At 59.3% G+C, this 12561-nt stretch carries 17 protein-coding genes; 5 read left to right on the forward strand and 12 right to left on the reverse strand.

What is annotated here, in order from left to right:
* Positions 1 to 246: 246 nt before the first annotated feature.
* The 4 genes from AC0QKW_RS06485 to AC0QKW_RS06500 are packed head-to-tail and all read right to left on the reverse strand — an operon-like array spanning position 247 to position 2595.
* Positions 247 to 1452, reverse strand: a complete 1206-nt coding sequence (locus AC0QKW_RS06485) for an NAD-dependent epimerase/dehydratase family protein (RefSeq protein ID WP_473150245.1) — start codon at positions 1450 to 1452, stop codon at positions 247 to 249.
* Entirely contained in the window at positions 1453 to 1917 is a 465-nt protein-coding gene (locus AC0QKW_RS06490; protein ID WP_473150246.1) for a protein tyrosine phosphatase family protein, read from the reverse strand. It lies immediately after the preceding gene.
* 2 nt (positions 1918 to 1919) lie between these two features.
* Entirely contained in the window at positions 1920 to 2075 is a 156-nt protein-coding gene (locus AC0QKW_RS06495; protein ID WP_473150247.1) for a hypothetical protein, read from the reverse strand.
* A complete protein-coding gene (locus tag AC0QKW_RS06500; RefSeq protein WP_473150248.1) occupies positions 2068 to 2595 on the reverse strand; it encodes a gamma carbonic anhydrase family protein in 528 nt (175 codons plus the stop codon). The genes AC0QKW_RS06495 and AC0QKW_RS06500 overlap by 8 nt, the downstream gene beginning before the upstream one ends.
* A 171-nt stretch (positions 2596 to 2766) precedes the next feature.
* Here AC0QKW_RS06500 and AC0QKW_RS06505 point away from each other — a divergent pair, with 171 nt between their 5' ends.
* The 3 genes from AC0QKW_RS06505 (at position 2767) to AC0QKW_RS06515 (ending at position 5219) form a co-directional block, all read left to right on the forward strand.
* Positions 2767 to 3279, forward strand: coding sequence for a TIGR02652 family protein (locus AC0QKW_RS06505; protein ID WP_473150249.1), 513 nt, complete (start codon positions 2767 to 2769; stop codon positions 3277 to 3279).
* A gap of 61 nt (positions 3280 to 3340) precedes the next feature.
* On the forward strand, positions 3341 to 3778 hold the full coding sequence (locus tag AC0QKW_RS06510) for a VOC family protein (RefSeq protein WP_473150250.1): 438 nt from the start codon (positions 3341 to 3343) through the stop codon (positions 3776 to 3778).
* Positions 3765 to 5219 carry an AAA family ATPase gene (locus AC0QKW_RS06515; protein WP_473150251.1) on the forward strand — a complete coding sequence of 485 codons (1455 nt, stop codon included), beginning with the start codon at positions 3765 to 3767 and terminating at the stop codon, positions 5217 to 5219. The genes AC0QKW_RS06510 and AC0QKW_RS06515 overlap by 14 nt, the downstream gene beginning before the upstream one ends.
* Before the next feature lie 63 nt (positions 5220 to 5282).
* Here the strand turns inward: AC0QKW_RS06515 and AC0QKW_RS06520 are convergent, their stop codons facing one another.
* Positions 5283 to 5537, reverse strand: coding sequence for a hypothetical protein (locus AC0QKW_RS06520; RefSeq protein ID WP_473150252.1), 255 nt, complete (start codon positions 5535 to 5537; stop codon positions 5283 to 5285).
* A 203-nt stretch (positions 5538 to 5740) separates the two neighbouring features.
* Here AC0QKW_RS06520 and AC0QKW_RS06525 point away from each other — a divergent pair, with 203 nt between their 5' ends.
* Positions 5741 to 6277 carry a Dps family protein gene (locus AC0QKW_RS06525; protein WP_473150253.1) on the forward strand — a complete coding sequence of 179 codons (537 nt, stop codon included), beginning with the start codon at positions 5741 to 5743 and terminating at the stop codon, positions 6275 to 6277.
* A gap of 86 nt (positions 6278 to 6363) precedes the next feature.
* On the opposite strand, the gene AC0QKW_RS06530 is transcribed toward AC0QKW_RS06525, so the two are convergent.
* The 5 genes from AC0QKW_RS06530 to AC0QKW_RS06550 form a co-directional block, all read right to left on the reverse strand.
* Positions 6364 to 6960: a GIY-YIG nuclease family protein gene (locus AC0QKW_RS06530; protein WP_473150254.1), complete on the reverse strand. Its 597-nt coding sequence runs from the start codon at positions 6958 to 6960 to the stop codon at positions 6364 to 6366.
* A gap of 80 nt (positions 6961 to 7040) precedes the next feature.
* Positions 7041 to 7877, reverse strand: coding sequence for a DUF3598 family protein (locus AC0QKW_RS06535; protein ID WP_473150255.1), 837 nt, complete (start codon positions 7875 to 7877; stop codon positions 7041 to 7043).
* Positions 7878 to 7893: 16 nt separating this feature from the next.
* The gene (locus AC0QKW_RS06540) at positions 7894 to 8394 is read right to left on the reverse strand and encodes a MogA/MoaB family molybdenum cofactor biosynthesis protein (protein WP_473150256.1); all 501 of its coding nucleotides are present in this window, start codon (positions 8392 to 8394) and stop codon (positions 7894 to 7896) included.
* Between the two features lie 105 nt (positions 8395 to 8499).
* Entirely contained in the window at positions 8500 to 8835 is a 336-nt protein-coding gene (gene psb28 / locus AC0QKW_RS06545) for a photosystem II reaction center protein Psb28 (protein ID WP_473150257.1), read from the reverse strand.
* Between the two features lie 114 nt (positions 8836 to 8949).
* Positions 8950 to 9573: a hypothetical protein gene (locus AC0QKW_RS06550; protein WP_473150258.1), complete on the reverse strand. Its 624-nt coding sequence runs from the start codon at positions 9571 to 9573 to the stop codon at positions 8950 to 8952.
* 254 nt (positions 9574 to 9827) lie between these two features.
* Between AC0QKW_RS06550 and AC0QKW_RS06555 the strand changes: the two genes are divergently transcribed.
* Complete coding sequence (locus tag AC0QKW_RS06555) at positions 9828 to 11189, forward strand: MFS transporter (protein ID WP_473150259.1); 1362 nt, start codon at positions 9828 to 9830, stop codon at positions 11187 to 11189.
* Between the two features lie 57 nt (positions 11190 to 11246).
* On the opposite strand, the gene frr is transcribed toward AC0QKW_RS06555, so the two are convergent.
* Positions 11247 to 11807, reverse strand: a complete 561-nt coding sequence (frr, locus tag AC0QKW_RS06560; RefSeq protein WP_473150260.1) for a ribosome recycling factor — start codon at positions 11805 to 11807, stop codon at positions 11247 to 11249.
* Positions 11797 to 12525, reverse strand: coding sequence for a UMP kinase (gene pyrH / locus AC0QKW_RS06565; RefSeq protein WP_473150261.1), 729 nt, complete (start codon positions 12523 to 12525; stop codon positions 11797 to 11799). Before pyrH ends, frr begins: the two co-directional genes overlap by 11 nt.
* Positions 12526 to 12561: the final 36 nt, after the last annotated feature.

Below are 12561 nucleotides of genomic sequence, written 5' to 3' on the forward strand. Positions count from 1 at the left end.
CGGGCCTTTATGGCCAGCCGCTTTCAAATCTCAGCGGCGCTCAGAAGGCTCACTGCAACCATCGCCCCCCGCTCAACCCGACAAAATTGGCCGGATCGAGGCGGGCATTCATCCGATCGACGTCGCAAAGGGCTGACCGATGGCATGGGCAGGCTGCTGTCGCCTAAGCCGTTCTCAAGGCAGCGTTCGCCTGGGGAACGGCTTAGCCAGGTAGGGAGTAAGGGAGGGTCGATAGAGACTCAACCCCTACTCCTTCACCCACTTCGATGTGCAGGGGATCTTGCTGCGATCGCACCTCCCCGCATATTTCTCCGCCACCTCCGTCACCTCTAGCAACAGACCTTTGCTGAGGGTGGTGGGCTCTAGGCCCAGGTCGAGAAAACAGCGGTTTTCGACAAATAGGTCGTTTTCGGCGGCCTCTTTGCGGGGGTTGTCTAGGTGGGTGATTTTGGCCCCAGTGATGTCGCTGACCAGCTGAGCTAGGTCACGGACGCGGTGGGTTTCGGTCATCTGGTTAAAGATTTTCACCGGTTCGCCAGCCTCGGGTGGGTTCTCCAGCGCCAGCTGAACGCAGCGCACCGTGTCTTGTATGTGAATGAAGGCGCGGGTCTGGCCGCCGGTACCGTGCACCGTGAGCGGGTAGCCGATCGCCGCCTGCATCAAAAACCGATTTAGCACCGTGCCGTAGTCGCCATCGTAGTCAAAGCGGTTGATCAACCGCTCGTCGAGACGGGTTTCGGCGGTGTGGGTGCCCCAGACCACGCCCTGGTGCAGATCGGTGACGCGGATGCCGTCGTTTTTGTTGTAGTAGAAAAAGAACAGCTGATCCTGGGTTTTAGTCATGTGGTAGACGCTACCCGGATTGACTGGGTAGAGAATCCGCTGGGCAATGCGCTCGCCACTTTCGGTAGGAATCTCAACATTTAGGTAGCCTTCGGGGATTTTCATGCCCGCAGTGCCGTAGCCGTAGACCCCCATGGTGCCGAGGTGGGTGACGTGGATATCGAGCCCCGACTCGACGATGGCGCAGAGCAGGTTGTGGGTGGCGTTGAGATTATTGTCGACGGTGTAGCGCTTGTGGCGGGGCGATTTCATCGAGTAGGGGGCGGCCCGCTGCTCGGCAAAGTGCACCACCGCATCGGGACGATACTGCACAATCAGGCTCAACAGCTGATCGTAGTCCTGGGCAATATCCACCCGGTGAAAGGGAATGTCGCGCCCAGTTAGCTCCTTCCATGCGGCCAGCCGCACCCCTAAGGGCGCAATCGGCGTCAGAGAGTTCACCTCTAGCTCATTGTCGATGTTGCGGCGGGAGAGGTTGTCGAGAATGACGACCTCATGGCCCAGGGCCGACAGGTGCAGGGCGGTGGGCCAGCCGCAAAAGCCATCCCCCCCCAAAATCAAGACCTTAAGCGCTGGAGTTGGACTTGGACCGTTTGCAGACACAACCATCTAAGCTACCTCCGACTGGGCATTGGGCACGGCATCGCCGTAGTGGGCGCGCAAAAACTGCTGAATCTGTGGCTGCTCTGGCCCCAACCCTTGGGCCTGAGCGCGCTCTAAAAATTCGGCGCGGGAGAGGCTTTCCTGGCGAGCGATCGCTACCAGCGCCACCGCGGTGGCCCGGCCACCGCCTCGACAGTGAATCAGCACCGGTTTTGGCAAAGCCTCGAGGGCGGCCACGGCTTCATCGAGAGATGCGCCATCGGGCGTTGTGGGGCTGACCGGAGCTTGAACATAATCTAAGCCAGCAGCAGCGACCTGCTCGGCTTCGTCGGCCAGGGTGCCCGGTTCAGCCGGGAACCTAAGATTTAGCACCGCCTTAAACCCCTGAGCCGCAGCCTGCTCAATCTGCGCTGGAGTCAGTTGCCCGGCACTGCTGTAGTCGTCATTGACGGGTTGAAAGTTGTCTGTCATGCCTATCCTCTAAACCGTCGAGCATCGGAGTCGGTCAGCAGCCGATAAAAGGCTACCACCACCACATCCCAAACTACATCAAACAGCACCACAAAGACTGATGTCAGCCCACCCAACGCCATCTCTGGCTCTAGGAGATGGCATTGGGTGTTAAACAAATCCCAGTTGGTTGCTGCGGCCCGCGTGGGCTAAGGCGAGCTGGTGATATTTTTTAGCGTGCTCTAGCAGTTCTAAAGCCTGCTGGTCGTAGACTTGGCGAACAACTTTGCCCGGTACGCCCATCACCAGCGATCGCGCTGGCACATCCTTAGTCACCACCGCACCGGCTCCGATCATGCTGCCGGTGCCCACCCGCACGCCGTTTAGCACGATCGCCCCAATGCCGACCAAACACCCCCGCTCGATGTGGGCGCTGTGGATGACGGCTCGATGGCCGATAGTGACGTAGTCTTCGATCACCGTGGGCTGGCCGGGGTCGCCGTGGAGAATGGCACCATCCTGCACATTGCTGTAGTCACCGATCTCGATGCGCTCGACATCGCCCCGCACCACGGCCCCGTACCAGATACTACAGCCCTTGTGGAGCGTGACCTGGCCCATAACTGTGGCAGTAGGAGCCACAAAGGCTGCCGCTGACAGGTCGGGCTGGGGCCAGAGAAAGGTGGCAGCGGTAGTCATAGGTTGAGAATTCTCCAGGGTCGGAGCTAAAAAAATGGCGGATTCATACAATATTCGGTCGACGGGACATCCCGGCTACCGAGAGACCCGAGTCCCAACGGTATAATACGGTTAACACCCGGTTATATTTTGAGCAGCCTACCCTATTGAGGACACGCTGGTTTCAGCCCAATGGTCAACTCCGCTTTGCAGTACCCCATCTATGGCCCCGAAATCCAGTGCCCCCACTGTCGTCAGACGATTCCGGCGCTGACGCTGACCGACACGTACCTGTGCACCCGCCACGGAGCCTTTGAGGCCGACCCCGACACCAAAGAACTGGTGCATTTGCAGTCGGGTCGTCACTGGCGGCAGTGGGAGGGCGAGTGGTATCGCCAGCACACCCACCCCGACGGCATTCGCTTTGAGATTCACGAGGCGCTCGATCGCCTCTATACCCAGGGCTATCGGGCCACGCGGGTGATCATTGCCGAGCGCTATCAGGAGCTGGTGAATGCCTACCTGGAGCGCAACTCGCCCTGGCGCGGTCAGGTGGAGACGTCTGCTGCACCAAAGCTCTACGGTCTGCCGGTGGAGTTTAGCCCCTCGGCCGAGGTTGACCCCCGCTGGGCGGTGATCAACTTTAGCCTCGAAAAGGAGCCCGGCGTGCCGGTACGCTATCCCTACTTTCGCCTCTTTGAGTAGCCCGGAGTAGCCCGACTAGGTAGCACAGTTCAGTAGTCCGACTGTTTGAGTTGTCTGTTTGATGCTTCACCACGCGTCCATTCGCACCCAGGATATTCACCGCGCGATCGCCTTCTACGAAGCCCTGGGGTTTACCGTCCACGAGCGCTTTACCGCTGGCATTACCCTCGCCTGCTGGATGGAGGGGCTGGGAGGCCGCATTGAGCTGATGCAGGTACCCGAACCGCGACCGGCCGCCGATGCCTTTGCTGACGAGCACTACACCGGCTACTACCATCTCTCTTTTGATCTGACCGAGGCCACCCCCAGCCTGCCCGCCTGGTTAGAAGAATTGCGCCAGCGGTTTGCTGAAGATGGCCGTGGTGGAGGTACCCTAAGAGTTTTACTGGAGCCCCAGCAGCAGATGATTGGCGATCGCGTCTACGAGGTAGCTTTTTTAGCCGACACCGACGGGCTGCCGCTAGAGTTTATCCGGGTGCTGGGCGATGTCCAACTCTGAAGGGCCAACCCCAGGGGCCATGGCCCCCTTTGTCGATAACTGGGCCTATCTCAAGACCGAGCTAGCCTGGCTCGATCGCCTACTGATGGTGGCGGTGTCGCGGCAAAAGCGCGAGCTGCAAGAGCTTGACGACTTTGCCCTCTCTGACCAAGACCGAGTCACCCGCCACTGGTGGAAGGGCATCATTCACCTCACGGGGCAGCCCAACTATGACCATGCCCGCCCCCCCAAGCCCCCCCGCAACGGCGGCAGCAGCTATGCCCAGCAGCTCGAAGCCCGCATCGTGCTGAGTCAGCGCCAGGGGGTAGTGCTGGCCCTGCCCCAGCTGCGCGATCGCTTTCAGCTCACCCTGTTTGAAAAAAATGTGCTGCTGCTGGCCTTGGCCCCCGAGGTCAACCAGCGGTTTGGCCGCCTCTACAGCTACCTGCACTACCAACATGACGAGTCTGACTGGGATCTGCCCACGGTCGATCTGTGCCTGCGGCTGCTCTGTCGCAACGATGTCGAGTGGCGGCGATCGCGTCCGCTGATTGCCCCCAACAGCCGCCTGGCCAGCCTCGGCCTGCTGGAGTGGGTCAGCCCCGAAGACACCACTCTGCTCAGCCGCCACCTGCGCCTGAGCGAAGACTTAGCCACTTACCTACTGGCCGAAGCTCCTGACCCCGCCGCCCTTGACGCCTGGTCGCTACCTGCCGCCCCGTCTCTCGGTGAAGTATCAGAGATTCCTGCCACTACCTGGGAGAGCCTGGTGCTGCCCGAGCCCCAGCTGGCCCAGCTAAAAACCGTGGCCGCCGCCGCCCGGGCTGGTAGCGCCATGGTGCTGCTAGCTGGCCCTAAGGGTACCGGCAAAACCCTCACCGCCCAGGTACTAGCCGCCGATTTGGGCCTACCTTTGGTGCTGGTCGATCTGGGCGAGATCGCCCCCGATACCGACGGCAGCCTACCCGAGCTAGATGACTTAGCCAACCTGCCGCCCTGTGTGCTGCTGCTCAAGCAGGCGGCCCTCTGGTTTGGCCGCACCCCCACCATCGAGCCAGCCCTGGTGCAGTCGTGGATGATTCAACGTCGCCGCCAGCCGGGTCTGACCCTGCTCAGCAGCCCCTACTTGCAAAGCATCAAACCCTCCTGGCGCCAGGCTATGGCTGGGGTGATTGAGTTTCCCCTGCCCGATGCCGCCGCCCGCGAGCTGCTGTGGAAGCGGGCAGCGGCAGGCACTAAAAAAGAACGTGCCCTCACCTGGCCCCATGTGGCCCGGCACCTGACCCTCACTGGTGGCGAAATTGCTACCCTGGCGCAAACCGCCGTGGCTCTGGCTGATCAGACTGACCCACCCCTGCTCACCCTAGGCTGCCTGCATCAGGCTCTGGCGCTTCACCATCCGGCGATGAAGCTGCCAAAACCCGGAAAGGGGCGATCGCCGCATCGGCCCAAGAGCTCTTAACGTCAGGTCTGACAGATCTGCTGAAAGATCTGGTCAATCAAATCGTCATGCCGCCCTAGCGAGTCACAGATCGCTCATGCTGTCGGGGGAGACCTCAATGCCTGGTTCTGGATGCCATTGCGACTGGTCATCATCTAAGTCGGAGAGGCCGTCGATGGTGATATTCATATCGCTACAGGCCGACTTCAATGCCGCCTGAAATTTGCCCGTGTCACGGCCGTAGCCGCAGCGTTCAGCGGCGATCGCCAATCCGCCACTGGCGTTAGCCCTCGCACAGTCCACCAAAATTACGCCAGTCAGAGGAGTCGAGCTAGCCATAGTGCAGCCATTTTATTTAACGTCTAGACGACAAGTTAAGTTGCTCCATCCGGTTTCACCTCTAGCCGACGAAAGATTTGTCTCAAAACCAACCTAAGGACAGATTATTTTCACCCCCAATGTCCGGCAGCAGACAGATGAGAGATTTAGGGGCTTGCGATTCAATAAAACAGAACGCTACCAACAAATTTTTGAATAGATCTATGAGCATCAACATCGGCCTGTCTGACAAAGAACGCCAAGGCGTAGTCGAACTTCTCAATAAGGTTTTGGCAGATGCCTACCTCCTGCTGATTAAAACCAAAAAGTATCACTGGGATGTGGTTGGCCCTCAGTTTCGTACTCTTCACGAGCTGTGGGGAGAGCACTATGAGGCTCTGACTGTGAACATTGATGCGATCGCAGAGCGAGTGCGCATGCTCAATGGCTATCCTCTAGGCACTGCCGAAGCATTCCTTAAGCAAGCCTCACTCAAAGAGCATCCCGGCGATTTGCCCAGTGCCCAAGAAATGGTACAACGCCTAGTCATCGACCATGAACAGGTAATTCGTAACCTGCGCGATTACATAGACCAAGCTGGTGAAAAATACCACGACGAGGGCACCGCAGATTTTCTCACTGGCCTCATGCAAGCTCATGAAGAAATGGCCTGGATGTTGCGATCTTTTATTGAAGGTGAAGCCCTTGAACCCAGCGGTAGGCGTGACCAGGAGCTAGTGTCTAAAGGGGCTAAAAAGTAGTTTAGGAGAGCCTGAGGTTTCCTATCTTAGGTCTCTCTATTTAGAACAATTTAGGCCCAGCCATGGGCTAGATGCATAGCCATACTCTATGCATCTAGCTTGCCCCCCACAAAAGGGGTGCCCCAGATGGTCCAATTTTCTTTGTTGAAGGGCGATCGCCAGCGCTGAATCAACTCTAGTTCTAGGGTTTGACGGGCTTTGCGATCGCGCTCGGCATAGGGCCAAAACCCAATATTTACCGCCACTGGCAGTTCGTGGGTGCGGTGGGCCTCAACATAGCTGAGAATGTAGCGTTTGCAGTCGTGAACGCCCTTCCAGCGCTGGTTTGACTTCACCGTTTCGCCCACGTAGAGCAGCAGATCGACCTCATGGTCAACCACAAAGTAGAGGGCTGGCACCCCCGACTCTTGAAATTGCCCCCGCCAAAACTCAGCATTTTGAGGCGAGAGGGCAAAGGGGTCTAGGGTCTCAGCCGGAGAAGCGTTGGCTAGGTCAAAGAGCGTTCCTTGGGCGATCGCCGGGCCAGACCTAACCCCAGCCTGATACTGAGCCACTCGCTGCTTCCAACTTTGCAGCTCGGCGGTGGGCATACCAGAGCCCGCCGATCGGTTGTAGGCCCAAGATTGATCCGCCGCTCGCAGATCGGCACTGGAGAGCAGCGAAGGCTGATAGTCTGAGGCCATGCATTCAGTCCTAGGGGCTACGGGTTCCTATGATAGAGGAAGGATCAAACCTTAAAAAAGCATCTCTTCTAGGCGCTCTTCTAGGCGCTTTTTTGCTCGGTCACGAGGGTGAGGCTGGCCCAGGTGCCCTGGGCATTGTAGGTGCGAATCAGCCGCTGCCGCAGGGTCGGGGTGATCAGCCATCCCGCTTCTAAAAAGAAGGGTTGCCCCGATCGAATGTCGCTGGGAAACGAGGCCGATGCCCCGCTGGGTAGCAAGAGCACCGTAACCGGCTGGCTCCCCTGCTCAAATCGCAGGGTGGCACCGCTCAGCCGCCCCTCAGAGCGTATAGCTGGGCTGTTGCCAAAGGCCAGGGCTTGCCCAACACCCCCATCCGCTGCGGGCTGCAGGTCAAGCCGGGTGGCCATGGTCTGCTGGGGTTGCAGATCTGGGTACACCGTCGTCGCTTCCCCGACCCAGGTGCCCAGCAGTTGCGCTACCGTTAGCGCAGGACGGGGCGTTGGCGGGGCATCTTTCAGATGTTCGCGAATCAGCGTGAGGCTACCCAGCGTGGGCTGCTTAGGAAAAATTTGGGCCAGGCGCAGGCGCTCATGGCCGTAGATCAACCCCAGCTCAGCGCCAAAGTCGCTCACTGGGCTGCGCTGAATCGACCCCTGAGAAAACGCTCCGGTGTCGCAAAACAGCACCCCGCGCCCTAGGGAGCTGTATTCCAGCACGGTTTCACTCACCGGCTGACCGGGAGGCATTTTGCGAATCTCTTGGCGCAGGGTGTTGCCCTGGTTGAGGGGCAGCAGCGCCACCTCTGAGGGGGTGTCTTGTAGCGTTTCACCGGTAGGCGAGACTTGGGTAAACGACCCCACCCAGGTGCCCTGGTTTTTGAGCAGGCGTTCCCATTGAGATGAGGGGGCAGGGGGCATAGGAAGAAGATGGGGCTTAGGCCGGCGGGTTGAGGAGGCTGACCAAGTGGGGCAGCTCGGGCAAAATCAAGGCTTCCATCGCCAGGCTGACAGCTTTGCTGGAGCCTGGCAGAGAGAAAATCAGGGTGGACTGGCAGACTCCGGCGATCGCGCGGGAGGCGATGGCGCGGGAGCCAATCTCCTGAAAGCTGAGCTGGCGAAAAATCTCGCCAAACCCTGGCAGAGTTTTGTCGAGCAGGGCCGCCAGGGCGTCGTAGGTTGTGTCGCGGGGGGCAATGCCGGTGCCGCCGCTGAGAATGATGGCATCTACGTCGGCTTGGGCAACCAAGGTGCGGCACCGGGCAGCGATGCGATCGGGCTCGTCGGGCACAATGCGGTAGTCGCTGATCGCGTGGCCTGCCCCCGCCAGCAGAGTTTGAATCGTCTGACCGCTGCGATCGCTTTCTAGGGTGCGAGTATCGCTCACGGTGATCACCGCGCAACGCACTGGTCTAGAGACTGCCTGAGGATGGGCCATAGACAGAAGATAGTGGTTATCCAATTCAAGTCCAGACGTGGGGTGCTGCCTGGGTGCAAACCACAGGCCCCGAGCTGGACTTGGCCCGAGCTGGACTTGGTATGACTAACTCTTGGTAAAGCCCAGTCCGTTTTGCTCGGCGTAGCGGTTCATAAACCGCATAAAGCGATCCCACTCGGCCTCGCTTTTCATCACGTAGACGGCCTCAATGCCGGCTGGTTCACCGTTGACAAACTTGCCGTTGACATCGCGGCTAGTCAGCTCGCCCTCTTCGTCAACCAGGTACATGCCGGTAATCTCAACCCCTTCCTGCTGCGAAAGCGCCTGGGGATGATCGAAATAGAAGGTAGCCGTGCCATCTGTACCCCCTTTGCCTCGGGTAAGGCGCACATCAGGGATGACGGGTTCTGCAACACCACGGGCAAATTGAATCTCGGCCATGCCAAACGTCCTAAGTCTAAGAATGCAGCTGGTTAAGAATTTATTCTCTCACGATACAGGGATCAAGGCAGGAATCATGTCTAGTCGCCCCATGGGCGTTGCTGTGCCCCAGGGCTAGGGCACAGCAACGCCCGGTTCACCCATCGGGTCTGCGCTGAGCACCGTCAGCGACTCGGCCAGGGCTACGGCCTCCTCTGGGGATACATCTTCGCAGCCGCGCAGAGACTCAAACAAATCGCCAATGTAGCTGGCCCCAATCAGACGATAGGCCCCAGATGGGCCGAGCATCCAGTCGGTGAAGAGGTTGGGCTGAGGAAACTCGGCCTGCATGTCGGCGTCGGCAAAGGGGCCGTAGTTGAGGCTGTAGCCGCGATCGCCAAACAGCGGCGGTTGAATCGCTATCCGGTTTGTCGTCGCTGGCGGGTCGCCGATGCCGTCGCTGGCAAACTCGACGGCAAAGCACTGGTTGGCGGCGCTTTGGTAGACCACCAAATAGCCGGGGCCGGGGTCGCCCTGGTCGACCCGCAGCTCTGCGATCGCAAAGGCAGGCGGCACCTCCCCAGGCACGACCACCTCGACTCCCAGGCTGGCGAGCTGGCTAGTTTGATTGGGAGGCATCTGGCCTAAAAACGACCCCTCGGGCGGCGGCGGCGGGCCTTCAGCGGTAGGGGCTGGGTCACCGGCCAAGGGTGCAGAGGAGTTGTCGGCCCGGCAGGCCGTCACAGCGACAATAAGCATCAATCCGGTCAAGGCTTTGGTGCCCCAGTCCTGTACTCTTTTCCTCGGCCTCATGTCTGTACCAATGTCCTCATCAATGTTTTCAAGAGAGGGCTGTTGTTGAGCTGGGATCGGCCAAGGCAACGGGCCAAGGCTCCATGTTACCCCGCGCGCCATTTTCAAAGGACAGCATAAGCGCTAAACCTATGGCATGATGATGCCCTGTTGCCCTGGAGTCAAACCCGTTGCGTAAGCTACCGCCGCTACCTTTTTCGGTGAAGGTATTCTACGGAGTGGGAGAACTGGCGGCGGCGGTGCCTGCCAGTCTGTCGGCCTTTTTTGTACTGTATTTCTTCACCACCGTAGCGGGGCTGAGCCCCGCCTTGGCCGGGGCAGTGCTGCTGTTTGGCCGCCTGTGGGATGCGATCAATGACCCGCTGGTGGGCTGGCTGAGCGATCGCACCCGTTCTCCCCTAGGCCGTCGCTACCCCTGGATGCTGGGGGGGGTAATTCCCCTGGCAATCTCGGCGGTGCTGCTGTGGACGGTGCCACCCTTCGGCAGTCAGTGGGGCATTTTTGCCTACTACATTGTTCTGTCGCTGTTTGCCTTTGCGGCGTTTACCGTGGTGCAGCTGCCCTACACTGCCCTGGCGGCGGAGCTGGCCGACGACTATGACGAGCGCACCGACTTAATTGGCATGAAGTCGGCCTTTAGCATTGGCGGCAGCATTGTCGCCCTGCTGATGGCCCAGGCGGTATTTGCCCGCGTGGCCGACCCGGCCCGGCAGTTTTTTATTTTGGGAGCGCTGTCTGCCAGTCTGGCGGTGGTGATCGTTGGCATTTGCGTAGCGGGCACCTACCGGCGCTACTGGCAGGTGCAGCAAAACCGCCCAACCCTGGCAACCAGCCGTGAGTCTCCGGCGCTGATAGCCCAGCTGCGCAGCGTGTTTAGCAACAGCGCCTTTCGCCAGATCTTGGGCCTCTATATCTGCGGCTGGATGAGCGTGCAGGTGACCGCCGCCATGTTGCCCTACTTTGTCGGGGCCTGGATGGGGTTGCCCCCTACCCACTTTGCCCAGATGGCCCTGGCGGTGCAGGGTACGGCGATCGCCATGCTCTGGGTCTGGGACTGGGTGGCCAAGCGCACGGGCAAACGCACGGTCTTTTTGATGGGGGCACCGCTGGCGGCTCTGGCCCTGGGCGGGTTGGCCACGGTGCAGCCGGGTCAGGTGGTCTGGATGTATACCCTCGGCGTGATCGCGGGGATCGGGGTAGCCACCCTGTACATGGTGCCCTTTGCCATGCTGCCCGACGTGGTCGATCTCGACGAGCTCAACACGGGGCTACGCCGGGAGGGGCTGTACTTTAGCGCTCTGGTGTTTTTGCAAAAGCTGGGGCTGGCCCTGGCTCTCTTTATCTCAGGGCAGATCCTGGGCTGGACGGGCTATGTGGCCAGTGCCGAAACTCAGCCAGTAGCTGCCCTCAACGCCATTCGCATGCTAATTGGCCCCTTGCCAGCGATCTTGCTGGCCGGGGGGCTGTGGTTTTGCTACCGCTACCCAATCAGCCGCGATCGCCATCAGCAGATCTTGCTGGCCTTAGAAGAAAAGCGCGACCAGCAGGTGACCGATATCTAAGCCCCCTAGACCTAGCGGCTCTGGGTTAGACGATGGAGTTGTCTACCCCAGGACTACCTACACCGTCATGATGTCTTTTTCTTTAGCGGCCAGGGCCTCGTCGAGCTTGGCGATATATTTATCGGTCAGCTTTTGAATTTCGTCCTGGGCATCGCGCGACTCATCTTCGGAGATATCGCTGGCTTTCTCCAGCTTTTTCACCGCATCGATCGCATTGCGCCGCTGGTTGCGAATAGAGACGCGCCCCTCTTCAGCAATTTTGCCGGCAGTTTTGACAAACTCTTTGCGGCGCTCGCTGGTCAGCGGTGGAATATTCAGCCGGATCACTTTGCCATCGTTGTTGGGGGTGAGACCCACGTCAGACAGAGAGATCGCCTTTTCGATGGTGGTCAGACTGCTGGCGTCGTAGGGCTGAATCGTCAGCGTGGTGGAGTCGGGGATGGAGATGTTGGCCATCTGCTTGAGGGGCGTGGGGGCACCGTAGTAGTCCACCTCAATGCGATCGAGCAGTGAGGCATTGGCCCGCCCCGTGCGAATGGTGTTGAAGTTGCGCTGGGTGGCTTCTACCCCCTTCTGCATCTGGTCTTCGGTTTCGAGCAAAATATCGTCAGCTGACATCACAAGACTCTCCTACAATCGTGCCAATCGACTCGCCCATCAGCGCCCGCTTAATGTTTCCGGGCACCGAGAGGTCAAATACCATAATAGGGATGTTGTTGTCCTTGCAGAGGGCGATCGCCGTACTATCCATCACTTTAAGATCGTGCTGCAACACGTGGCTATAGGTGAGGGTCTGGTAGCGTTTCGCATCGGGATTTTTCTTCGGATCGGAGTCGTAGACACCGTCAACCTTAGTCGCTTTAAACACCACCTCAGCATTGATCTCAGCAGCCCGCAGGGCAGCCGTGGTGTCAGTGGTAAAGAAGGGATTGCCAGAGCCCGCCCCAAAAATAACCACCCGTTTTTTTTCCAGGTGGCGAATGGCGCGGCGGCGAATGTAGGGCTCGGCGACCTCTTGCATGGCGATCGCCGTCTGCACCCGCGTCGGCACCCCCATGCGCTCTAGGGAGTCTTGCAGAGTCATAGCATTCATCACCGTAGCGATCATGCCGATATAGTCGGCGGTGGCGCGATCCATACCTGAGGCCGAGCCTTTGATGCCGCGAAAAATGTTGCCCGCGCCCACGACCAGGGCAATCTCGATGCCTTCGTTGACCACCTCAGCGATCTCCGCCGTAATGGCTTCAACCACGGCTTGATCAATACCGTAATCCATATCGCCCATGAGGGCTTCGCCGCTAAGTTTTAGCAGCACCCGCTTATAAGGTTTATCCATAGGAAGTTCGGTGTAGTAAGGTCTAGAAGTCCCACC

The organism is Pseudanabaena sp. PCC 9330 (genome assembly GCF_055795045.1).